Below are 21,215 nucleotides of genomic sequence, written 5' to 3' on the forward strand. Positions count from 1 at the left end.
CCCCCCCTCTCCAATACCATACTCCAATCTAATATTCCGAATGTAACATCAGAAGACAAAACGAGCTAAATTTGTAATTCGCTCATTAAAGCGTGCGTATTTCCTTCAGTATCTTTAAAGAAAGCCATCCACGTTTCTGTATGCTCCATTTTCGCAACGACGTGTGGTTGGTCGATAAAGGAAACTCCTTTTTTAATCAATTCTTCAAAGGATTTTATTATATCTTCTACCTGAAAATAGATAACGGAACTTGAATTTGCAAATTCATTTTTTTCTGGAATAGTAAGAAGAAGTCGTAGCCCATTACATTCAAAGAATGCCATACTGTCTGTACTAAATAGAAGCGGTAATTCTAATACTTCTTTATAAAATTCAATTGCATTCTCTACGTTATTAATTGGCACACCGATTTGTCCTATTTTTTGAATTGCATTAGCTTTCAATATTATTCCTCCATTCATTTCATCTTAATTTTCAACGTTTGATTTGCAATTCTAATGGAAAGAGCGACCCAATATCTTTGATTATGATTTTCATATATCATCAGATTAATAGCAGGAAGTATCCAAGCATCTTTTCCACAATTGAGACTACAAAGATTAAGTAAACCAATCATACTTAATCGGCCCTTGTGTTTCTTAATTCTTCATTCTCGATCAACTATCCTGCTATCTAAAAGCAATTTAACAAGCCTACACAAAATAATACTCATTCCATAAAATAACTGGAGACATCATTTAATTACAGGGGGGGCTACTAGTTTGATTAGCAATAATAGTTCTGAAAAAGAAACTCAAAACTTTCAAACAGACAGTCAAGCCGCAAAACTTGCTATACTAGGCGGAGCACTCACTACATTTGGCGATGCAATAACTACCGTAGCAGCAATTATGGCTTTAGAAGAAGAAAGACAAGCAAATAATAATAACGATACCAAAAGACTACAAAAACAAATTGATTATTTGACTTCAGAACACGAAAAACTAAAAAGACAATTAAACAATCAAAAATCATATTTGCGTACGTAAATTAAAATATATTATTAGTCTTTTTACTAAAGCATCTTTTAGATGCTTTTTATTTTACTTGCTAATCATTATTTTTGACTTGAAACTGTAAGATTTCGTTCAATGATACGTCCCTGCAAATAATCCATTTTATATAAATATAATCGAGCATTATGTTGATTATGCCGCTCGCAATTAAACGTGGATATAGTTTTTCAGATTTATACACTTTTCTATTTAATCGAGTCCACCCTACATTGATTGTATTGATTTTGTTACTTTTGAATCCTTTTAGCTAATTTTATAAACAAATATAAAACTATTAGTGAATAAATGATAATCCAAATAAATGGAAATAAATAAAGATCCAAGACATTTTCACCATTCCAATTAATTAGTGGTGTTTGTGTACTGGTTGCCGGAGGAATTATCCAAACTATATTTTTAAGATATGATGGCAGGGCATCATAAACTCCTAGAGCTGCAAAAGAGATGATGATAGTAAGAGCTAATCCCCCATAAGAATTAATAGCATTTTCTGTTATTATTTTGCTAAATAAACTTGCAATACTAATCCCTAATATTGATAGAAAAACATGATTTACAAGGGAAACCAAACCAATTGTTAAAGTTACTGATTCATCAAACATACCAAAAATAATTGGATAGATAAAAGCATAAACAGTAAGTATAATAGAAATTAACAATACAGAAATTATTTTAGATAGATAATAACGATTCTCCCCACCTATATGAAGAACCATAAGTTGTCTTTGAACAGGTGGATCAAGTGATAATACACTAATACATAACCAAGCAGAAATAATATATAATATCATTGCCGTTACAGCATAACTATCAATAATCGGATTTGGTCTATAAGAATAATAGATCAAAATTAAAATAATAAATGTTGATATTGGTGGAAAATACTTATGAGAACGCAGATAATCATGTAAACTGAATTTTATTAATGCCTTCATAACATTCTCTCCATATCATCTAAAGTTACAGTCGATACAGCCTCAATACTTCCTTCTAATTGAAGAACTCTTGATAGAATAACATCACTGCTTTTTACCGTAACATAAAGGTATAGTTGATTGCCCTTTTCTTCCACGTGAAATATCCCATCCCACTCCTTAAAAATTGACTTATTTACATTTCTAACTATCAATAATTTAATAGATTCTTTTTCACTAGAAGCTGTCTCAGAAATACTTCCATCATGTAAATAGAAAGTGTCTTCTACTATTGATTCAAAAATATTGGATTCATGATAAGTTAACAATATCGTGGTACCTTGCTGTTTCAATTCCACTAAGATCTTCACTAATTCTTCCTGTGCTTCAGAATCAAGACCAGATAAAGGCTCGTCTAAAATCAATAGATTAGGACGATTTAGTATCGCCTGGATAAGTCCAACTTTTTGAATATTACCTTTCGATAGTTCCATGATTCGATGATTTTTCATCTTGTCTAGTTCAAAGAGAAGTAATAAATCATCAATTCTTTTTGTTAGATAGTCCTTTGCACTTCCACTCATCATCCCTATGTAATATAAATATTCACTTGGGGTAAATCGAATGTTTTTAGAAAATCTTTCGGGTACATATCCAATTTTAATATTTTTGTTAGGGTAATTAATTTCCCCTGAACTTGGTCGTTCAATACCTGAGATTATTCGTAATAAAGTGCTTTTTCCAGTTCCATTTCCACCTAGAATTGCCAAGATTTGATTTTTGTTGATTGTAAGTGAAATATTATTTAGGACATTCTTATTCGCATAGACTTTATTTATATTTTTAAGTTCAACAAGTTTTTCCATAAAACTCCCCAATCTGACGAATCGTATTGATACGTCTATTAATTAAATTCGAAACAAATAAGTCTATATCCACTCCACCTAACAAACTGTAAAACTTCTTATTTTCCAGTTCATACCCAATCTTATATCCGATTACTTTATTATCTTCCATTGCAGTAACTACTAACAACTGAGGTTTATTTTCCGCTTTATTGTTCAAATCATTGGAAGTTCCAAAAATATATTTATTCAATGACAAAATCCCATCCAAAACATCACGATTTGGCTTTGAATTAAAAATAAAATAATTAATGCTCATCTGTATCCTCCCTCATAGAGTATTCTCTAATGAATACCTCCAGACACAATACTAGCATACAAACTACACTCTTTAATTTCTTTCACTCTTGTATCCGTTAGTTGAATTAGAATTCTTCTCACTATAATTAAAAGTTATATCGGTTGACAAAATAATTTACTTGTGCTATAATTTACAGTTAACATTTTATTGTATATAATAAGATTCTCCTGGCCAGGGGAATCTTATTCTTTTATATGGGAGGAAAATGGTATGAAACAAAATGAGTCCAGCTTAACTTCCTTAGTATCAGCTTTCGGTCGAGCGTTTCACAGTAAATATGACACACCAAAAATTTTTGATGATTTTATTGCAAAAGATTTAATTTCCGAAGAAGAGTTTTCAGCTATCAGCAAGAATATGATTGATGGAATACAATTCTTTAACAAAGATATCGGGCAAAGGTATAAAGATGATCCAGCGGAAATTTTAAAATGGATTACACAAGTTCAACTTTCCCCGACTCCTTTAGCGCGCTCTGCGTATTGTGAAAAAGTATTATTTAATGAAGTTAAATTAGGAGTAAAACAATATGTCATACTTGGAGCTGGATTAGATACTTTCAGCTTCCGTTATCCAGAGATGAGCAATAGCCTAAAGATATTTGAAATTGATCATCCCGCTACACAAGAACTAAAAAAGAAAAAATTAAATGATGTTAAACTTAACATCCCTGCAAATCTTCATTTTATTTCTATGGACTTTACTACCAAGTTTTCAATGCAAAAATTAATAAATGATGGGTTCGATAACAAAAAAACATTATTTAGCCTTTTGGGTGTTTCATATTATTTAACTAAAGAGGAAAACGCGAACTTGATTAGTCATTTATTTGCCAACATTCCATCAGGCAGTTCTATTGTTTTTGATTATGCAGACGAAACACTCTTTAAAGAAAAAGGAAGGTCTAATAGAGTTGAAAACATGGTAATAATGGCTTCAGCAAGTGGGGAACCTATGAAATCAAGTTTCACTTATAATGAAATAGAGCATATGTTAGGAAAATCAGATTTACTAATTTATGAACATTTAACACCAGCTTCGATAAATGAGCTTTTCTTTAGAAATAGGACGGATTATTTATCTGCATTCGAGACAATTCATTTTATTCATGCTGTAAAGAAATAATTATCTATTTTAAGGGCCTCTTAAGATTAAGAGGCTCTCTATGAACCAATAAACTTAGAGAACAATATCCGATCTTGACCTAGGCCAGCATAATCCCTTCCTAATGAAACAGAAAACCCTAATGACTTATGAAATGAGACAGAACTCTCATTAACTGGACTGGTAATACATTTAACCTTTTCACATCCTAGGTTACGGACAGTTTGAAAAAATTGTCGATATAATTCTCTTGCTATCCCCCTATTTCTAAGTTCAGGATTAACACCAATAAAATGAATGTATCCTTCATCTGGATGTGTTTGCGAGACAAACCCAATGAGAAAGGCTGCTAATTCATTATTATCTTCTTCAACAACAAAACTAGATTGCTGAAAATGATCAAAAAATAATCGAGGCAGCAAATGCGTCATTTCACGCCCACCCCACCAATCATTGATAACATCAATTACTTTATAATAATCGTCTTCAATAACATTTCGAACTTTCATTTACAGGCTCCTTTTCAATTAGAGATATATTTCTCATCTAAATTAAATTCTCCCCTTTTTTCGTATCTGACAACTTCTCACTTCTTAAAAGTCTTTTTTTATGCAAAATATAAAGTGATCATCAGCTGACCAAACGTGCTGTTCATCAGCAACGTATCCACGCAACCATAGCACACCTTTGATTCGTCTAAGATAGAAGCCTTTCGGAAAATTTTTGTCTTCGTTTAATATCTCTGAAGCTATTGTGATGGAGCCGTATGGAGCTTGATTCCGCCGGGATGGTTTTCCTGAATAACCTTCAGCCTGATCCATATAAGCCATTCTTAGGTGAGGACCCAGTTCAAGCGGGCATAAGTTCAAATCAAGTTGATTCGCGCTATTAAAAATCTGAGTTGTAGTAGCCCCCTCTGGTAAACCAAGGTTACGGACGGTTAGCTCCACAGTCTTCAACGTATATTTTTTTGCAGAGGTCGTAAAATTATCGTCAGCGAATAGCTTTTCTCCAAGCTCGTTCATAAAAATAGAGTGTTGTTGCATTTTCTGGATAAGCTGCGGTTTGGTAAGGCCACCCACCTCGACCGTTCTAGTGATAGTTATACAATCGGGGTATAAATTCCTATTTTCGTAACTCATTCGTATTCCCTCCATTTTATGCATATGTAGCTGAAAAATTATAAATTAAATCTATCTGTGATTAATTTAGCTGCTTCTATCGCACTTAAATTAGTATTATTAATTTTTATGTAATTTTCTCTTTGAATTTCGCCCTCGTAGGAATTCAACCTATGTTTTTCCATCGTCTTCTTAAGTTCATTTTCAGACCATTCAACATTTCTTTTTGTTGGCTTATGTTCAAGTCGATGTGGAGTTTTATTTCGTTCAATTCTCTCGTCAACATCAGCTTCTAATTCTACAAAATAAACACTTGCACCTTTGGATGCAAAAATTTCACAGATTTTGTCTACATAGTCCCAATCCTCTTGCTGATCAAAAGCCCATACATAGGTGAATATCAGACCTGCCTGTTCACTCTCAGCTACTGCCCTGAATATTTCTTCCCTAAATAGATTAGATAATTTCCACATTTTTGGACTAAATCCTAATAGCGGTTCGAGTAATTCAATCGTCATATGGTTGTGGAACAACTTCAAATCGGTTATCTTTTCTATTTCCTGCCCTACTGTCATTTTCTACTGCTTGCGGCCCAAATATAACTACAAACTTCATAAACTTCCTCCAAAATCTTTATTCAAGGTTTATCTTAATAAGCCTTCTACTTTAGTTCTGCACCTTTAGTCAATAAGACTGTCGAATGGAATATCTTACTGGTATTATTAATATTCATATTCCATTTTTAAAAATTCAAATGTGCTGCCATTGGTATCTTGCATGAAGGTTTCACCATCTATAAATCCCATTTTCCTATATGCTTTTATTGCTCTCTGATTAAATTTCGCTACGGATAAAGTTAATTTTCCTGCTTCATATTCAGCTTTAACAAATTCCATAGCAGCCTTTAGAAATCCTCCCCCTTTACCTCTTCCAGTTAGATCTGGTCTCATTCCTAATTCAATGTCAAAAGTATGATTAGAAACTTTTATCATACTAAAGAAAGCGATCAGTTCATCACCACTTGTAACAGCAAACATTGAATTTCCTCGTGTACCTGGGTTTAAAAATTCATCAAAATCTTCCTTATCAGCCTCCATATCATAGAATGAATACTCACTCTCATAATGCCAGTTAAATGCGATATTTTCTGCTTGTTCTTGTGTCATAATACTAAACTCATATTTCATCCTGTAAGCCCCTATCCCTAATCGTTAAACTTGCATCACACTTTAATACTAGCATAATATTCCAAAAATAAAGTATATATTTTTATATAAAAATAGACGATTAATTTGATAATCGCCTTGTTATACTGTCGCACTATTTAACAAAAGATAGTGAATTAGTTATTTAAGAGGAAAATGATTGTAATATATGTAAATCAGTTCTAGATTTCATATTTTACATACGTACTTTATTTATATTGCAGCTTAAACCTCTCGCAAACAACGGGGATTTTATAATCAAAATCTTGGTCTATATTCACAAATTCTTCTTTAAAAAATGGTTCGTGAACTTCGCGCCAATAATTCAGTGTACGGTCACCTTCACCTTCCAAATATGCGTGCTCCTCTGTTACTTCATCAAATGGAACAACTTCTACTGAGATAGTTTCTAATATCGCAACAGCTTCGCCCTGACCGTCGAGAATAATATTATGAAGACCAACATAAGGCAAAGGCTCCTTTTCCAATGCATATAACGAATAGTTCGATGCCGTTGCTGTTTTCTTCCCTTCTACTACTAATTTTGCTAGCTCATCAGCCATTTCCTTTGAGCTTCCAAATGCCCAAGCCTCATAATCTTTTGGTGCATTCGGATTACTTTTTTGATAGTTTTCCCACATTTGAATAACGGAATCATTACTCATAAATATAAACCTACTTTCTATTAATAAATTAGTACTTTTATATGTATCTGTTCTTGTAAACTCTTTTGCGACTTAGTACAAATAGCGGATAATAATGATCCACCGTATTGCTTTTCATTCAGATTGTTAAGGATTTGAGATTATCGCTCTCTTTTCGCCTGTTCACAATGTACGTGTGATATTCACCGCAAACGGAGTTCCAACTATTTCAATTCGTTCATTTCTATCTTATCTCTTTCCCCCAATGTTTGGACAAATCGTAATAAATAGCCATCTGGGTCCATGACTAAAAACTCCTTCTGCCCTAACCATTTAGCGTTTGCCCTATACCAATTCTCTTGGATGTCCATCTTAATCGGATACTTATGCTTTCTTAGACTCTTATATAATTCGTTAATGTCACTTACCCTAATTTGAAAGTTAATTCCCCTTCCAAAAGGATATGATAACTCCCCTGTCTGCCAATAGCCATTTATTTCTTCAATCATTATTTGACAGCCATTTAGTGATAGCTTAGCGAACTTATCTTCTGGGCGTTGATACTCCATCTTGAACGGAAGAATATTTAAATAAAAATTAAGGCTTATCTTTATATCTGAAACTGATAACTCTGGTACTAGTGTATTTTCTGTAAGCATTATGTTTAACTCCATTTCCAATTTTATCAATAAATGTATTCATTGCTCAACAATACTTTGACTTTATGTAATTGGGCGACTGCCTTTTTACAATCGCACCAGTTAATGCAATAAAAGAGATTAAACGTTCATTAAATAGTTTGAAATCTCCATTTAAAATGGATTCTCTAAATAATTTTCTATTCGACCATTTTTGTGTTTACATACCCAATTAAAATGACGTATCCAATTAACATTATAGGAAATAATACTTTTTCACTATTGGGATAGTTAATAAACCCACCAATCAACATAACAATTCCAATTATCAAGGAATAAAAACCAACTAATTTTGCTAGTTTATCCTGTTCTTTAACACGTGCTTGATTAAATCCAGATAATATCCACGTTTGCTTTTTTACACCTATAAGGAAGGCAAAGATAAGAAGAACAATTGCAGCAATCATTAACGGCTGATTCATACTTAACACCTCTCTGAAATTTTTATTTTCTTTTCACTATTAAAGGGACTACATAGTAAGAAAGAATGAAAATAATGGATAAATAAATAATTAAATAACTGGTCTTAATGGCGTAATTGTTTAAAATTAGCTCTGAATATAATAAGTAAATTAATAACAATAAATTTGCAATGGAGAAGGTTTGGAATGATGACTTTTTAATATTGTTATTAACTCTTTCATCATACTCAATTTCATCACTTGCTTTGTTTTTCTTCACTCTTAACCATTTTGCACTTCCTACACCAATAAGAAGCCCAACTATTATCCCCCATTGAATTTGTTCTGTAATAAGACACACAACCGCAAAACTAATAACCGATCCAATTATTACTGTTAGAAAATTTACTTGCATTGGTTTCATTCACTCCTTTTAATTGGTTATTCCTCTGCCCAAAATAATTCATCTATGGGGCGTTCTAAATACTTACTGATGAGTAAACAAACTTTAATTGTAGGATTATATTTCTGTGCTTCGATTAAACTCATTGTCTGCCGTGTAACTCCAACTGATTTTGCCAATTCTCCTTGAGTTAAATTACCTTTTTCAATCCGGGCGAGCTTTACTTTATTTTTTACTGATATTTCTTTCAAGTGCGTTCTACACCCCCTTAATAATTCTAATTTTATTGTAACATATAAATTACATTTTACAAATATATATTACATATTTATCATAATAATAACTACATCCACGATGGATTTAGTTACCAGCAATTGTTATTCGAATTAATCAAATTTTGATACTTTATTCGGGTTTCTCAGAAAGCCAAAAAGCATATGTATCTGTTCTTCAGTATTTCTGCCAGTTGACAATTTAGGAAGATTATTTTCAGAAAAAAACCTTACATCTTTCGTTTCTAACCCAGTCTTTGCTTGTCCTCCTATTAATTCACATTGAATAAATATTTTATAATAATGATAAGGTTGAGGTGGATGAGAATGTTTATTCATATCTAACAATGCAACTAATTTTTTTGCAGTTACATCATAGCCCGACTCCTCTTTTACCTCTTTCACGATATTCTCAGAAGGTGACAAACCAATATCACAAAAGCCACCAGGTAACGACCACTTATCATCAATTTTCTCTCGTACCATTAAAATTTTTTCGTCATTAAAGACAGCTCCACGAATATCTACTTTAGGAGTTTGATAACCCGTTTCATTTGTAAACAATTCTTTTATTTTTTCCATTTCTAAACTTGTATATTGTTCCATTATCTCAGCACTAATTTCTCTAAGTTCTTCATACCTTTCAATATCATACATATCATCTGAAAACGATAGCCCTGATTGTGATAAGGATTGAATTCTCTTTGCCCACTCTAACCATTTATAACTCAATTTGAACACCTTTTTCTAAGAATTTTATAAATCAGTAACACTAACTAACAAAAGTATCGTTTGATACGAGCAATCGTCATGATAACCATACAGCGCAAGCTATGGCTAACTTTTTATTGAATGTATCCAATTATATTCTTTGTTATTTTTTGTAGTAATCTATCTGTAATAAAAAACAAAATTGCTGCACCCAAACTGTAAAAGAGTAATATAAGACCGAACAAGACGCGTAAAACGTCTGAGATAATTAGTTCCATTTTTTCTTTATTAACTTTTCTCGATACTAACTCGCCTGTTTTATCACTAATAATTGAAGTTAACACACCAGCTGGGAAACTGTATATCAAATAAACAGGAGTTGCTAAGACAAAAGCAAATAAATACTCTGTTATGGAACTTAAATCTTCTCCAAACGGATTTGGTTCAATCAAACCGAGCAATAATAGCAAACAATAATCCAGAAACTGATGTTGAAATGAGTTTTCTCAATATAACCGAACTCACGTAAAGCTTCGCCTCCCATCCATGACTAACCTGCAACCAAAACGAACAGTGCCAAAGCGATAACCCTTTATGTCTCTTTCCTTTGAGCCGATTCATTGAAGGTGCAGGAATTATAAATGGATTCAATTAATATGCTGAGTTGCTAATTCTAAACGTCTTGTTTCATATTCGCACTAGTTAGTTAAATATAGTTACCAATCAACATAAAGATCAGTCAGCAAAATTACGGTTGCAAGAATGGCACCCGATTATTAAAGAAGCAAATCAATGCCTTTCATTTATTTGCTTTAGTAACTCAATTATTTCCTGTTGTTGTTTATAACCTTTTCTTAGCTGTCCATCTATTGATAAAACGCTAATAATTAGTACTATAAAGCCTAAAAATAACCACACTCAAAATCCCCCTCTTGATTTTTCTTATTCACTTCTCAAACACTTTAACTTAATATCTCTGCATTCAATTCAATACTACCATAATTTTCCAAAAACATAATTAAAATTTTCGCATCAGAAAAGCGATCAAGATAATGATCGCCTTGTTTAACCTGAATCATATTACAAGTCTAACCAGAAATTCCTGTTGACTTTTAGTTGAACAATCCAAACCCTATAACTTCCATTGAAATTGACAAGTTAAACATTAGTATTATACGTCACAAGGGCAATTTGTTTATCTCCATTTTTTTCAAATACCTTATATTTTTGCATCCCCATTTTCTCTGCTACTTTCTGTGATGGAACATTTTTAACGGTTGAGTATGAAAATACTTTAGGATAATGTAAAACTTTAAAAGCGTACTCCTTACAGGCGATTGCAGCTTCCGTTGCATACCCCCTATTACAGTAGTTCTTTATAATATGAAATCCAATCTCTGGTACTGTTTCTTTATCAATTAATTGCATTGTAATACCACAATCACCAAGAAATTTCCCTCCATCTTTTAAGATTACTGCCCATAACCCATGATTATATCTTTTATAATTATCAATGTTCCATTGAATCCAGCTTTCCACCTTTTCCATATTAAATGGCTCGGTATAGTATTGCATCGATTCTGGGTCAGAAAGAACCTTTGATAACGCTTGTGCATCTTCCAAAACTAATTCTCTTAAATATAATCGCTCTGTTTCAAGTATTTTCAAGGCCGTCACCTTCCCAAATTAATTTTAAACAAAACTGCGACAATAATAGAACAAGGTGCAATTTAAGAAAGGCATCCGTTTATTGAATAAGTTAGCTCAATAAACTAGTTACTTTGAAAGATTACTGTTAATTATTTACAATTATTTTTTTGATGCCAGAGATCACATTGAAATTTTCTATAACCATTTGAGGGGGAAGATAAGGAATCGTGTTTGCAATTTTTGAATATGTTATAAGATAAGACGACCAATTTGATGATTGCCTTGTTAAACTCTGCACCATTTAGCTGAAGTAGAAGTAAGTCTAAATGTTATTATTTGATTATCCTAATGTTCAATTACAATTTCTCCTTCACCTTTTGGTGTTTCGAAACCATTAAGGTAGGATGTTAAAATTTCTTCTGTAATAGGAAAAGCATTCGCATCAAAACGTTTGTTTCGAATTTTAAGCCGTTCACGCAAATCATCAGGATGAACTTTTAAATATATAAGTTTCCATTTACCTCCGGACTTTTCAATAAGTTGTTTGTATTGATCCCTTCTTACTCGATCCCAAAAACTGAAGTCTATTACCACCTGTTGTTTATCGTGAATTAACTTTATTAAATGATTACGCAATTTCCTTTCTGCATCTTTCTTGTATTCCTCAATCTTTTCAGTTGGGAAATCAATCCCATAACGACCATTCGTAGCCCATATTTCTTCATCAATAGAAAGACGTACAAAACCTCCTTTTTCTAATTGTTGTGAGAATGTAGTTTTCCCAGAACCAGCCACACCACACATCATTACCACTAGAGGTGTGATATCATCCCGTTCACGATAAATCAGGTCAAAATTAAACTCTTCAAACATCGGATCCCCCCCATTTTTTTTTGATTTGAATTCCATCTTAGTGCCAAATAAGTTCTGAATCGCCTTGTTGAACTATTGCAGCAGTAACTTGAGATTTATTCAGTTTTTCTGCCAATATACATTAAGTGCTCAGCCATACTAAGTAAATCTTCTCTTCCACATACCTGCTCTGCCAAATCTAACCAAGCATTTATTACTTCAGGTTTCCGCCCGATTAATTCTGGTTCACGAAGATATAAGAAGCTTTCATTATTCAGTAAATGAAGTTTTTCAAGATTAAATTGAATGAAAAACGGAAGTACATTTTTAGGTGATATATAAAAGTTATCTGAAAATCCTTCCCCCGCAAAATCTTTACCGTCCACTATTTTATTTAATTCTGACTTCCTATCACTATTCAGAATAAAATCTGGGTTCCGAATAAGATAATCCCATACAAATGAATATGAAGAAATAAACGCTACAAAAATAATTCCGTTTGGCTTTAATTTTTTTAGACATTCTCTTATCGTTTTAGCTCTATCTTCTTCACTTTTAAGGTGATACATTGGTCCCATGCATAATACATAATCAAATTGTCCATCTCTAATAGCAGATAAATCTCGTCCATCGACCTGTAACCCTTTGATAGTAACCCCTTGTTCATTTGCCTTATTCAAAGCAAACGCCACATTTTTATCTGACAGATCAGCTAACGTTACATCACAACCAAGATTGGCAAGATATAATGAATACTTTCCCGGTCCACCACCAAGATCCAACACTTTGTCCTTAGGCTTTATATAACGGTTTAAATAGCGTTTAGTAATTTCAAATTCTACTTTGTGGCGATCAAGTCGTTCCCACTCATCTTTTACAGTTTCGTCATAAAATTTTCTCACTGTTTCTCCGCTCTCCAAAATAAATCCCCCTTATTTTGTTAAACTATTATCCAATAACCTGCACTTCAATATTCTTGTACATCATTTTAGACATAATATATTATGACACCATATCGCCTTGTTGAGCTATTGCACTATTTTGTTGAAGTAATCCTTAATACATTTCTTGTTGTTTATAACTACTATCTTGTCTTTATATATGCCATACTTATTGAAAAAATTTACCTTTCCAACTTCTTCAAAATACCGATTCCACTTAAACATTTTCAAAAATATTTGTAATGTTGGTTTGTAATTGGATTTCTCTACTCGAAGCATTTGTTTAAAATACCTCTTTATGATGCGATAAGATCTTATGGTATATCTTGTATCTAAAAAAATAATCAAGTCTGCACTATGAAAACAATTGCTTACCCAATCCTCATTGTGAACCCCTTCGATTATCCAACTTTCAGATTGTATAATACTATTTAGATACGCTTCTCTCTCTTGTTCATTTCTTCTTATATCCCCAGACTTATCTCTCTTCCAGACCACATTATCTAATTCGTAATCTGGTATACCTAACGTTAAAGATATTTCTTTAGCTAAAGTTGTTTTGCCACTTCCAACGGATCCAATAATATGTATTCTTTGTATTGTTTTGTTCAAGAAACCACCTAATCCATAATAATTTTTTTCGGTAATAAATTCCCTATTATTATTAAAGTAATAATTCCCTCATACCCCTAGAGTTCAAGAACTCAAGTCAAGATAACATAATTTTCAGTTAGTGTAGATATAAGAAAAAGATCGTACATACATGACGATCTTCTTGGTTAATTATTGCACCAATTAATTGAATAACTATTTAGTGGCTACAAGTTCTACTTTTATTCTATCTGTGTCTTCAAAATAAACAGCATAATGATTTTCTCCCCCAGCAAAAGGATGCTTGTTTGAATAAAGAATATTTATTCCTCTATCTATTAATTTATTTGTCATTTCATCAACATGTTGGCGTGAACTTGCGTGAAACGCTAAATGATTAAGACCTACTCGGCATCTATGATATGGAACGTCTAAATAATTGTCCTCTGTTTGTACAAAAACAATGTATGTATCAGCTATTTTCCAACTTCGTCCACTTACCCATTCTTGAAAAGGAGTGTACCCTAATTCTTCAAGAAACCAGCCCCAAAAATCTACTGTCCTTTTTAAATCTGATACATATATTTCAATATGATGTAATAAACCCTTTGACATTGAAAATCCCCCTATCTTATTCCACTAATATACTAAACTTTTCTACTCCGATAATTGAATAGAGGGAAATTCCTTCTTTCGTTAAAGCTTCCCGTTAACTCAATAAAAATCCTTGAATTGATACAAATAATGAAAATACACAGACAACAACAAACAACCAACCATACGCTTTTCTCTCTTTTTGAAATTCTTCTAACCCCATAACCAACATCATTAGGCCTAAGAATAAAATCATATATGACTGAAACTCAAAATTTTTAGTGATTAGTCCATATGCAGCAAATAAAATACCTATTAGTGAAAAAACATAACGTAAAATTTTCAGCAAAAAATCACTCCCCTTTATCATCTTCAACAAACCTGTGAATTTAGAAGAAGAGACTGTCGCCTCCAAGAGGTTGTTATATTAAAACACCATAAGTCTAAGTATGTTTCTTCATAATTACATTCCATAAATAATCCCCAATAATTTCTCTGGTACAAGTCGTAGTTCCTCATCTTGAAAATTACTTAAAGGCTTCCAGAAGAGCTTAAATACTGTTCCATCATCTTCAACGCCTTCAAAATAATCTAATTTATATAAGGATTTATCGACAAAGGAAGCATCGTACACCATAACTATTTCGTGACCTGTATCACCGTTGTATGTAAAAATATTTTCAACTGCCCCTAAATATTTTAATTCATTTATGTCAGCTTTAATTTCCTCTTTAACTTCTCTAATTAAGGCACTGGAGCTTGACTCTCCAAATTCAATACCTCCACCAATCGGTCGATAATAGTATTCTTTCTTTACGGCGTCATACCCTTCGGCAACAAGAATAGAATCATTATTAATAAATATACAAATTACAATTGGTCTAATTTCTCCTCTTTTCAAGTAAAACCCTCCATTAAGAAAAATCACTTTAAATATCCACCATTATTGATATCAAATGTTGCCCCAGTTGCTGGGAGTATTATTAACGGTGTTATTGACATAATAAAATCCATATTTTCCACCCCGATAGGTTTAAATCCTGCACAAATTTATAATATAAAGTTAGCTAGAATTTACTTGTTTTTCTTTTTTACTTTAAGTAAGCGTACCAAACATTTAAATCTGATTTTATTCATTATTGTTCTTTTCATTATTTTGTTTATAAATCTTTTTTAGTGTCGAGTTGATATTATTCAATGTTAATAGAATAAAACCTAACATTATAAAAGTTACTATTTCGCCTGTAAAGATAGAAATTATTGCTATAACCACAAAATAAAAGATATTCCACCAATTTTCCATATTATTTATCTCCCCCATTCCTTTTAATATCTACGTATACCGCTATGTAAATCTCCATAATCTATTAACTTTCAGCAATTCTTCTCCATTAAACTCCATTCTGTATACATCTGGTTTTGATGTATGGAGTAAAAACTCCAAATCATATTTACTATCATAATGACCCATCATTAAAGTCATTACCGCTCCGTGAGTACCTATAACTACTTTCTGTCCTCGATAAGTATTTAATATTCCCTTTAAGATTTTTATAGCTCTTGTTTGACAATCTGCATTCGATTCTCCTCCAGGTAAGGTAAAGTTTGGTTCAGAAAATGACTTGTTTAATAACGGGAATAATTCCTTATCAGATATTCGTTTATCCCCTCTGGTAAAGATTCGCTCCTTCAGGTCTTCGAATACTAATACTCTTTGTCCCAATTGATCTGCTAGTTCCTGAACAGTTAAGATTGAACGCTTGTATGGACTGGAGATAACAGCGTTAATCCCTTCCTCTTTTAAGATATTAGTTATTTGCTGAGTATCCATATAACCTTTATCAGTTAACCCTCTTGTTCTTTCATTTCCGACTTTTGGTGAATCACCGTGTCTCACCATATATATAAGTATGCATATTAGCCCCCGATATTTCTCTATTTACTTTATGATATTTCTATCGCTTTTATATTCTAATTAGAATTTTTATAGTGAAGTTTTATTGGCTGAATTTTCATATCGTCTCCCCCAAAAGTTGTAATAGCTAACTAATCCATAAATGGAAAGTAAAGTAGGTAACAGCGTTGATTCGGTAACACACCTTGTTGAAATAGTATATTGTTACCTTTCATTCTTCTTCCACATATTAACGTTATAAACTAATTGGATTACAATGAACAAAATTAATGTGAATCCAATCAAAATATTAACTTTCATACTCCAGTCACAGAACAAATAAATAACAATGAGAATAAGAATTACGATGGGGAAACTAAATAGTGTTCTAATCATCTTTCTTCTATAAGATAGTTTAAAGTAGTTTATTGCAAAACCTTTATCCAACTTGTTCGTTTCTTTAACATTATTAAAACGTTTCGGATGAAATTAAGATAGCCAGCAAATTGTAATTTTGCATTTTGGTCTCCATCTTCCTCATTAGATTTTGATATAAGATACATTAATGGTCCAGCGAAGAATAATCCTCCAGAACCTATACCTAAGAAAACGGCTGTATATGAGAAACATTCAACCTCATTTCCTAAAAAATAATCTGTTATGAAACGAAGAATGGTGATAATTATGGGAAATAAAAGCGACCAAAATAGCATTATTTTTAATCATTTAGACATTTTTCTCCCTCATTTCTTTATTCAAGTAACTCAATGACGTTAGTTGAATAACTCACCCTCCATATTAACATAATGTTCAAAAAATATTTACTAAAAGAAAAAGATGATTGATCGCCTTGTTTTAACTCTTGCATCAGTATGTTGATCATGCACCTTTCTTCTCTTGGTTAATTTATTTACCACATGAAATAGATATCTTCTTGAAGAAACTCCGCTTTTTTCTGGATGAGTAAATGACTTTTGACAGTGCTCTTCCACCTCCTGGATAGTTTTTATAATTAATTGCTTTTATTTAAAACAGCTCTAAATATTTTTTCAAAATAAGGGGAAAATAGATTTGTCATGATTTAAAAAACGTTTTTCATGTATAAATCATCAGTACTTTAGAAATAGCTTTGAAAGGCGGTCTTACCATGGGTAAAAGAAAAGTTAAACTATGGACAAACCAATATTTAATTATAATATTATTATCCTTGGTTATGTTCGCTTCTTTTTATATGATCACAGCAGGTTTCCCCATATTTGTATCAACTATTAGTGATAATCCTGCGATTGCAGGAATCATGACAACGACCTTAATGTTAGCTTCACTAATTACGCGCTTCTTTGCAAGTGTAATTATCCAAAAAGTTAATATGAAATTGCTCCTCATTATTTCTCTCCTTTATTTTTTGGGTACAATCGGTCTTACTCTTGTAAACGATTCTGTCGGATTTTTAATATTCATTAGAGCACTGCAAGGTATTGGATTTAGTATGCTTACAATTTTAGTATTTACGATATCAAGTAATATTGTTCCTAAATCTCGGCTAGGTGAGGGTATTGTGTTTTTTGCAATGTCTACAAGTGTTGGGACGACCATGGGGCCACTAATCGCTATTTCTTATCTTGCAAATTATTCATTCCAGTCGATGATGATGTTAACTCTGGGTCTTATGTCTTTTTCATTAGTGTGCAGCTTTTTCACAAAAAATACGACGGTTAAAAAAGAAAATGAAAGTCCAGAGACGACAAATAATGAACCATTCTATAAGTACATGTTCGATAAACGTGTCCTTCTTCCATGTATATTGGTAGCGTTAAATTATATTGCAATTGCTGGAACTGTCAACTTTATTGGGGCCTTTGGGAAAGAGATTAATGTAGGTGCTAGTATTTCACAGTTTTTTATCGCACAAGGTATTGCAATGGTAGTAGTTCGAATGATCTCTGGTAAGATTTTCGATAAATTCGGTCACAGAATCCTGATTATTCCAGCTGCTATTTCCGGGGCTATAGGTTTAATTCTTTTAGGCTTCTCCACTAGTATGTGGATGGTTTGGGTATCAGGTGTATTATTCGGAATCGCTTTTGCCATAATCCATCCAATTATCCAAGCTTGGGCATTAACCCTTGTTCCACCTGAGAAAAAAGCAACAGCCAATTCCATGCTTCTGATTTTTATTGATTTTGGTTTGGCCGTTGGATCAGTCGGACTCGGATTCTTAGCACAAAGAGTTGGATACGGCATGACATTTAGTTATTCTGCAGCTACTATGATTGTTATTTTGTTATTGTATCTGTTTGGGAGCAGGAAAACTGTCGCAATAGAAGCGAAAAAGAAATAAACATACAGAGTGAAGCGTGCGAGCTTACGAACGGATAAACCATAACAAACTGGGGCTGCACCATTGTCAACATTGACTATTGGGAATAGCCCCTTCTTGACTAAAGAATATTAAAGTTACTCTATACTATGGAAACTTCATTTGAAACCTCCAAAAAGCAGCGAATAGCTTTAATCATTCAAGAATTAATGCAACAGAGTTAACTTATTGATATTTCATTTTAATAATGCGTTCACTAATAAATCCCACTAATATTCCTACAACAATTGGTATTAGAGAAATCTCTGAATATGGTAACGAAATGTCAAATATAAGAAAATCAACATTGAAAATATTACCTATCAAATAAAGTATAATCATCGTTCCAAGTGAGGCAATTAACGGAATCCAAAAATTTTTATTCACAAAAACCCTCCTTATTTGATCAATATACAGTCTAAATAATTTACGTTTCAGATAATTATTTTGTTTCATTTAATTTTACTTAACTGCCATAAATTAAACATTGTAGTAAATTAATGATAATAATCCAGCAATCAATGTGTAGCTTAAAGCAACATAAAATGAAATTGAAGTTCGGAAGCTCCGTTTTTGTCTATCAATCTTTGTCCGTACTTCAGTTGCGGTCCAATGCCCATAATTACTGCTTTGTAGCTTTGAATCAGTCAAATCAGACATAAATCCACCAGACGAATTGAAAAATCCAATGCAAATTGTTACAGCAAGTCCTGTTAAAAATGACCAATCTATAAAATGGTTATAAAATAATGCAGCTATACCCCAATTAGCTATAAGAATTGTACCTATTGTAATGATGGCCAGAACAAATTTCTTCATTATGTTTCTCCTCCATTTTTTTTATAATATTACCATAAATCTGGTGTTATCCAAATTTTTCCATAAAATTCATCTCAATTCAAAAAAGACCGCCATAGCGACGATCTTTTTGTTTTGATATAGCACCATTTGCTTTAGATGAAGTAAATATATTCACAATATATACCTGAATGGTTTACCTCTGGTTTTTCACCAGTTTAGATAAGTAATCAAAATCATTCTATTTTTATGCTTTAATGATTATAAGTCAATTCCAAACTCAATATTAATATATAACATTTGGTAACCTAATGATTTATATTTGTACCCTATTCTTGACCGTTTTTAGTCGTCTTAAATAATCATCCTGCCCCGACAATACAAAGTTATATTAATCTTTAACACTTACAGCTTAGTAACAGTTTATAGTACATTTTTTTAGTTCTAGTAAACTTTTAAAATGTGTTCTGAATTCACAACAATTTTACTATTACCTGTTGTAATAATTTCCATGGGGTATATGGCGGATATCTTATCAGAAAATATCCAGTCTCTCCCCGGCTGATTAAGTATTATAAAAATGCCTTTTGATTTTTCTCCCATAAAATTTAGCGATGTTGAACTTAAAGGGGAATTATCCCGTTTATTTATTCCAGCTGCAATTAACTTTTCCCCATCACTTATCGCATTAGCTACCGTAAGTCCTATTTCACTAATGTTTAATACACCTTCTATAGAGAAAGGCCCCTCTCCATTTTCAGAAATAGTATGTCTCGCAATGAATTCCACTATATTACCAGCTGGATCGTAGAAATATAAAGCATGAGCTTGAAAATGTGAAAAATATACTTCATCTTCTCCATCCCATACGTTTAACTGTACTCTTTCTTTTACCCATGATTTAGCCTCTTCAAATTTATTTGCAAAAATGTTAAAAGCAAAATGGTAATAAGGGTGACCTTCTACATTTTCTGATGCGAATTCTAATTCACTTGAACCAATACCAATACGAAAACTATTCTCATCCTCTATTATTAATGGGAACCCGAACATGTCTACATAAAATTCTCTCATTTCCTTAATAGTATTTGTTTGAAGTGTTAATCGTTTTATTTCCATTACTAACCACCCCATTTTCATTAATTTTCCTAATACTGAATCAATGTTAGTTTAATATATATATAGGAATAATGAAAATACTAATTTCTAATTAAAAGGCATAATAAGAAGTTATAGCCTTACTATTATCAAGACATAAATTAAAGATTAGGCAAAGAAGTACCTTGAAAGAAAATAGATGATGATGCTTATGCTTGATAGTATGAAGGCTGCCGGCATACAAGATTTTGTTATTCCTATACTTGTTGACATTCAAAGAAGCATTCGAGAGAGCTCTTTAGATTTAGAGAGAAATGATTTCAAAAAAGTTCTTGTTCCTCCAGCAACGCCAATCAATGAGGCACTTACTTAAATTATAAATGCAATTACCAAAAGTAAATAATTGAACTGGATTGACCTTATCTCCCCTGAATAGGGTCGGTCTTTATTTCATTTAACACAAATCTAGTGGTGAAGATACAATTTCCTGTAACTGGATTGGAACTAGAATTAATCGAAGATAGGACGATTCAAACCCTTATTGGACATGGAGTTGAAGGAGTTTTGAAAAAAAAGAACTGGACCCACTATGGAATCCCGCTCGAATTGTATTGATTTTGTATTGATGAAGCCGATCGAATGATAATTGAAAACATATTGGCCTGTTCACTGCTCTTCCCCTCTTCCTTGGTGTTGGAAAACAA

General features: G+C 32.3%; 29 protein-coding genes and 1 pseudogene. 4 read left to right on the forward strand and 26 right to left on the reverse strand.

Annotation, left to right across the window (positions count from 1 at the left end):
• Positions 1-65: 65 nt before the first annotated feature.
• Positions 66-443, reverse strand: coding sequence for a VOC family protein (locus CWR45_RS12930; protein WP_115750294.1), 378 nt, complete (start codon positions 441-443; stop codon positions 66-68).
• A 318-nt stretch (positions 444-761) separates the two neighbouring features.
• Between CWR45_RS12930 and CWR45_RS12935 the strand changes: the two genes are divergently transcribed.
• A complete protein-coding gene (locus tag CWR45_RS12935; RefSeq protein WP_245975421.1) occupies positions 762-1,028 on the forward strand; it encodes a hypothetical protein in 267 nt (88 codons plus the stop codon).
• A gap of 254 nt (positions 1,029-1,282) precedes the next feature.
• On the opposite strand, the gene CWR45_RS12940 is transcribed toward CWR45_RS12935, so the two are convergent.
• From CWR45_RS12940 to CWR45_RS12950, 3 genes are read right to left on the reverse strand one after another with little or no spacing between them, the layout of a single operon-like run.
• Positions 1,283-1,990, reverse strand: coding sequence for a hypothetical protein (locus CWR45_RS12940; protein ID WP_115750295.1), 708 nt, complete (start codon positions 1,988-1,990; stop codon positions 1,283-1,285).
• On the reverse strand, positions 1,987-2,835 hold the full coding sequence (locus tag CWR45_RS12945) for an ATP-binding cassette domain-containing protein (protein WP_115750296.1): 849 nt from the start codon (positions 2,833-2,835) through the stop codon (positions 1,987-1,989). Before CWR45_RS12945 ends, CWR45_RS12940 begins: the two co-directional genes overlap by 4 nt.
• On the reverse strand, positions 2,819-3,133 hold the full coding sequence (locus tag CWR45_RS12950) for a hypothetical protein (protein ID WP_115750297.1): 315 nt from the start codon (positions 3,131-3,133) through the stop codon (positions 2,819-2,821). The genes CWR45_RS12945 and CWR45_RS12950 overlap by 17 nt, the downstream gene beginning before the upstream one ends.
• 252 nt (positions 3,134-3,385) lie before the next feature.
• Here CWR45_RS12950 and CWR45_RS12955 point away from each other — a divergent pair, with 252 nt between their 5' ends.
• Positions 3,386-4,300, forward strand: a complete 915-nt coding sequence (locus tag CWR45_RS12955) for a class I SAM-dependent methyltransferase (protein ID WP_115750298.1) — start codon at positions 3,386-3,388, stop codon at positions 4,298-4,300.
• A 38-nt stretch (positions 4,301-4,338) separates the two neighbouring features.
• Here the strand turns inward: CWR45_RS12955 and CWR45_RS12960 are convergent, their stop codons facing one another.
• The 19 genes and pseudogenes from CWR45_RS12960 to CWR45_RS13050 form a co-directional block, all read right to left on the reverse strand.
• Entirely contained in the window at positions 4,339-4,788 is a 450-nt protein-coding gene (locus CWR45_RS12960; protein ID WP_115750299.1) for a GNAT family N-acetyltransferase, read from the reverse strand.
• 84 nt (positions 4,789-4,872) lie between these two features.
• Entirely contained in the window at positions 4,873-5,421 is a 549-nt protein-coding gene (locus tag CWR45_RS12965) for a helicase (RefSeq protein ID WP_115750300.1), read from the reverse strand.
• Between the two features lie 38 nt (positions 5,422-5,459).
• Positions 5,460-6,015 (reverse strand): annotated as a pseudogene (locus CWR45_RS12970) (shikimate kinase).
• A gap of 107 nt (positions 6,016-6,122) precedes the next feature.
• Complete coding sequence (locus CWR45_RS12975; protein WP_115750301.1) at positions 6,123-6,587, reverse strand: GNAT family N-acetyltransferase; 465 nt, start codon at positions 6,585-6,587, stop codon at positions 6,123-6,125.
• Positions 6,588-6,814: 227 nt separating this feature from the next.
• Positions 6,815-7,270, reverse strand: coding sequence for an ASCH domain-containing protein (locus tag CWR45_RS12980; protein ID WP_115750302.1), 456 nt, complete (start codon positions 7,268-7,270; stop codon positions 6,815-6,817).
• Between the two features lie 203 nt (positions 7,271-7,473).
• On the reverse strand, positions 7,474-7,908 hold the full coding sequence (locus tag CWR45_RS12985) for a bleomycin resistance protein (protein WP_115750303.1): 435 nt from the start codon (positions 7,906-7,908) through the stop codon (positions 7,474-7,476).
• A 179-nt stretch (positions 7,909-8,087) separates the two neighbouring features.
• The gene (locus CWR45_RS12990) at positions 8,088-8,369 is read right to left on the reverse strand and encodes a DUF3784 domain-containing protein (RefSeq protein WP_115750304.1); all 282 of its coding nucleotides are present in this window, start codon (positions 8,367-8,369) and stop codon (positions 8,088-8,090) included.
• A 22-nt stretch (positions 8,370-8,391) separates the two neighbouring features.
• On the reverse strand, positions 8,392-8,763 hold the full coding sequence (locus CWR45_RS12995) for a DUF2178 domain-containing protein (RefSeq protein WP_115750305.1): 372 nt from the start codon (positions 8,761-8,763) through the stop codon (positions 8,392-8,394).
• Positions 8,764-8,789: 26 nt separating this feature from the next.
• Positions 8,790-9,002 (reverse strand): helix-turn-helix transcriptional regulator, encoded by a 213-nt coding sequence (locus CWR45_RS13000; RefSeq protein ID WP_115750306.1) that lies wholly within the window; start codon positions 9,000-9,002, stop codon positions 8,790-8,792.
• A 135-nt stretch (positions 9,003-9,137) separates the two neighbouring features.
• Positions 9,138-9,755: an NUDIX hydrolase gene (locus tag CWR45_RS13005; RefSeq protein WP_115750307.1), complete on the reverse strand. Its 618-nt coding sequence runs from the start codon at positions 9,753-9,755 to the stop codon at positions 9,138-9,140.
• Between the two features lie 113 nt (positions 9,756-9,868).
• Complete coding sequence (locus tag CWR45_RS13010) at positions 9,869-10,204, reverse strand: hypothetical protein (protein WP_115750308.1); 336 nt, start codon at positions 10,202-10,204, stop codon at positions 9,869-9,871.
• A 688-nt stretch (positions 10,205-10,892) separates the two neighbouring features.
• Entirely contained in the window at positions 10,893-11,402 is a 510-nt protein-coding gene (locus CWR45_RS13015; protein ID WP_115750309.1) for a GNAT family N-acetyltransferase, read from the reverse strand.
• Between the two features lie 327 nt (positions 11,403-11,729).
• Positions 11,730-12,257: a P-loop nucleotide/nucleoside kinase family protein gene (locus tag CWR45_RS13020; protein ID WP_115750310.1), complete on the reverse strand. Its 528-nt coding sequence runs from the start codon at positions 12,255-12,257 to the stop codon at positions 11,730-11,732.
• Positions 12,258-12,352: 95 nt separating this feature from the next.
• Positions 12,353-13,156: a class I SAM-dependent methyltransferase gene (locus CWR45_RS13025; RefSeq protein WP_170138857.1), complete on the reverse strand. Its 804-nt coding sequence runs from the start codon at positions 13,154-13,156 to the stop codon at positions 12,353-12,355.
• Positions 13,157-13,264: 108 nt separating this feature from the next.
• Complete coding sequence (locus CWR45_RS13030) at positions 13,265-13,789, reverse strand: P-loop NTPase family protein (protein ID WP_115750312.1); 525 nt, start codon at positions 13,787-13,789, stop codon at positions 13,265-13,267.
• A 195-nt stretch (positions 13,790-13,984) separates the two neighbouring features.
• On the reverse strand, positions 13,985-14,383 hold the full coding sequence (locus CWR45_RS13035; RefSeq protein ID WP_115750313.1) for a VOC family protein: 399 nt from the start codon (positions 14,381-14,383) through the stop codon (positions 13,985-13,987).
• A 94-nt stretch (positions 14,384-14,477) separates the two neighbouring features.
• Positions 14,478-14,711, reverse strand: coding sequence for a YczI family protein (locus tag CWR45_RS13040; protein WP_115750314.1), 234 nt, complete (start codon positions 14,709-14,711; stop codon positions 14,478-14,480).
• A 114-nt stretch (positions 14,712-14,825) separates the two neighbouring features.
• A complete protein-coding gene (locus tag CWR45_RS13045; RefSeq protein WP_115750315.1) occupies positions 14,826-15,263 on the reverse strand; it encodes an NUDIX hydrolase in 438 nt (145 codons plus the stop codon).
• 444 nt (positions 15,264-15,707) lie between these two features.
• On the reverse strand, positions 15,708-16,262 hold the full coding sequence (locus CWR45_RS13050) for a histidine phosphatase family protein (protein WP_425453629.1): 555 nt from the start codon (positions 16,260-16,262) through the stop codon (positions 15,708-15,710).
• A 1,141-nt stretch (positions 16,263-17,403) separates the two neighbouring features.
• Between CWR45_RS13050 and CWR45_RS13060 the strand changes: the two genes are divergently transcribed.
• Positions 17,404-18,597 carry an MFS transporter gene (locus CWR45_RS13060; RefSeq protein WP_115750317.1) on the forward strand — a complete coding sequence of 398 codons (1,194 nt, stop codon included), beginning with the start codon at positions 17,404-17,406 and terminating at the stop codon, positions 18,595-18,597.
• Positions 18,598-18,801: 204 nt separating this feature from the next.
• On the opposite strand, the gene CWR45_RS13065 is transcribed toward CWR45_RS13060, so the two are convergent.
• The 3 genes from CWR45_RS13065 to CWR45_RS13075 all read right to left on the reverse strand — a co-directional run bounded on the left by CWR45_RS13065 (position 18,802) and on the right by CWR45_RS13075 (position 20,532).
• Positions 18,802-19,002 carry an ATPase gene (locus CWR45_RS13065; RefSeq protein WP_115750318.1) on the reverse strand — a complete coding sequence of 67 codons (201 nt, stop codon included), beginning with the start codon at positions 19,000-19,002 and terminating at the stop codon, positions 18,802-18,804.
• Positions 19,003-19,095: 93 nt separating this feature from the next.
• Complete coding sequence (locus tag CWR45_RS13070; protein WP_115750319.1) at positions 19,096-19,434, reverse strand: hypothetical protein; 339 nt, start codon at positions 19,432-19,434, stop codon at positions 19,096-19,098.
• 423 nt (positions 19,435-19,857) lie between these two features.
• On the reverse strand, positions 19,858-20,532 hold the full coding sequence (locus CWR45_RS13075) for a VOC family protein (RefSeq protein ID WP_115750320.1): 675 nt from the start codon (positions 20,530-20,532) through the stop codon (positions 19,858-19,860).
• 178 nt (positions 20,533-20,710) lie between these two features.
• On the opposite strand from CWR45_RS13075, the gene CWR45_RS19855 reads away from it, so the two are divergent.
• The gene (locus CWR45_RS19855) at positions 20,711-20,884 is read left to right on the forward strand and encodes a hypothetical protein (RefSeq protein ID WP_170138858.1); all 174 of its coding nucleotides are present in this window, start codon (positions 20,711-20,713) and stop codon (positions 20,882-20,884) included.
• Positions 20,885-21,215: the final 331 nt, after the last annotated feature.

The sequence above is a fragment of the Oceanobacillus chungangensis genome (assembly GCF_003369565.1).
Lineage (GTDB): Bacteria > Bacillota > Bacilli > Bacillales > Amphibacillaceae > Oceanobacillus > Oceanobacillus chungangensis.

What these genes read in the sequence shown, in the direction of transcription:
- CWR45_RS12940 (WP_115750295.1), bottom strand. Translation starts at nt 1,990, where the DNA reads ATGAAGGCATTAATAAAATTCAGTTTACATGATTATCTGCGTTCTCAT.
- CWR45_RS12945 (WP_115750296.1), bottom strand. Translation starts at nt 2,835, where the DNA reads ATGGAAAAACTTGTTGAACTTAAAAATATAAATAAAGTCTATGCGAAT.
- CWR45_RS12950 (WP_115750297.1), bottom strand. Translation starts at nt 3,133, where the DNA reads ATGAGCATTAATTATTTTATTTTTAATTCAAAGCCAAATCGTGATGTT.
- CWR45_RS12955 (WP_115750298.1), top strand. Translation starts at nt 3,386, where the DNA reads ATGAAACAAAATGAGTCCAGCTTAACTTCCTTAGTATCAGCTTTCGGT.
- CWR45_RS12960 (WP_115750299.1), bottom strand. Translation starts at nt 4,788, where the DNA reads ATGAAAGTTCGAAATGTTATTGAAGACGATTATTATAAAGTAATTGAT.
- CWR45_RS12965 (WP_115750300.1), bottom strand. Translation starts at nt 5,421, where the DNA reads ATGAGTTACGAAAATAGGAATTTATACCCCGATTGTATAACTATCACT.
- CWR45_RS12975 (WP_115750301.1), bottom strand. Translation starts at nt 6,587, where the DNA reads ATGAAATATGAGTTTAGTATTATGACACAAGAACAAGCAGAAAATATC.
- CWR45_RS12980 (WP_115750302.1), bottom strand. Translation starts at nt 7,270, where the DNA reads ATGAGTAATGATTCCGTTATTCAAATGTGGGAAAACTATCAAAAAAGT.
- CWR45_RS12985 (WP_115750303.1), bottom strand. Translation starts at nt 7,908, where the DNA reads ATGCTTACAGAAAATACACTAGTACCAGAGTTATCAGTTTCAGATATA.
- CWR45_RS12990 (WP_115750304.1), bottom strand. Translation starts at nt 8,369, where the DNA reads ATGAATCAGCCGTTAATGATTGCTGCAATTGTTCTTCTTATCTTTGCC.
- CWR45_RS12995 (WP_115750305.1), bottom strand. Translation starts at nt 8,763, where the DNA reads ATGCAAGTAAATTTTCTAACAGTAATAATTGGATCGGTTATTAGTTTT.
- CWR45_RS13020 (WP_115750310.1), bottom strand. Translation starts at nt 12,257, where the DNA reads ATGTTTGAAGAGTTTAATTTTGACCTGATTTATCGTGAACGGGATGAT.
- CWR45_RS13035 (WP_115750313.1), bottom strand. Translation starts at nt 14,383, where the DNA reads ATGTCAAAGGGTTTATTACATCATATTGAAATATATGTATCAGATTTA.
- CWR45_RS13050 (WP_425453629.1), bottom strand. Translation starts at nt 16,262, where the DNA reads ATGGTGAGACACGGTGATTCACCAAAAGTCGGAAATGAAAGAACAAGA.
- CWR45_RS13060 (WP_115750317.1), top strand. Translation starts at nt 17,404, where the DNA reads ATGGGTAAAAGAAAAGTTAAACTATGGACAAACCAATATTTAATTATA.
- CWR45_RS13070 (WP_115750319.1), bottom strand. Translation starts at nt 19,434, where the DNA reads ATGAAGAAATTTGTTCTGGCCATCATTACAATAGGTACAATTCTTATA.
- CWR45_RS13075 (WP_115750320.1), bottom strand. Translation starts at nt 20,532, where the DNA reads ATGGAAATAAAACGATTAACACTTCAAACAAATACTATTAAGGAAATG.
- CWR45_RS19855 (WP_170138858.1), top strand. Translation starts at nt 20,711, where the DNA reads ATGATGATGCTTATGCTTGATAGTATGAAGGCTGCCGGCATACAAGAT.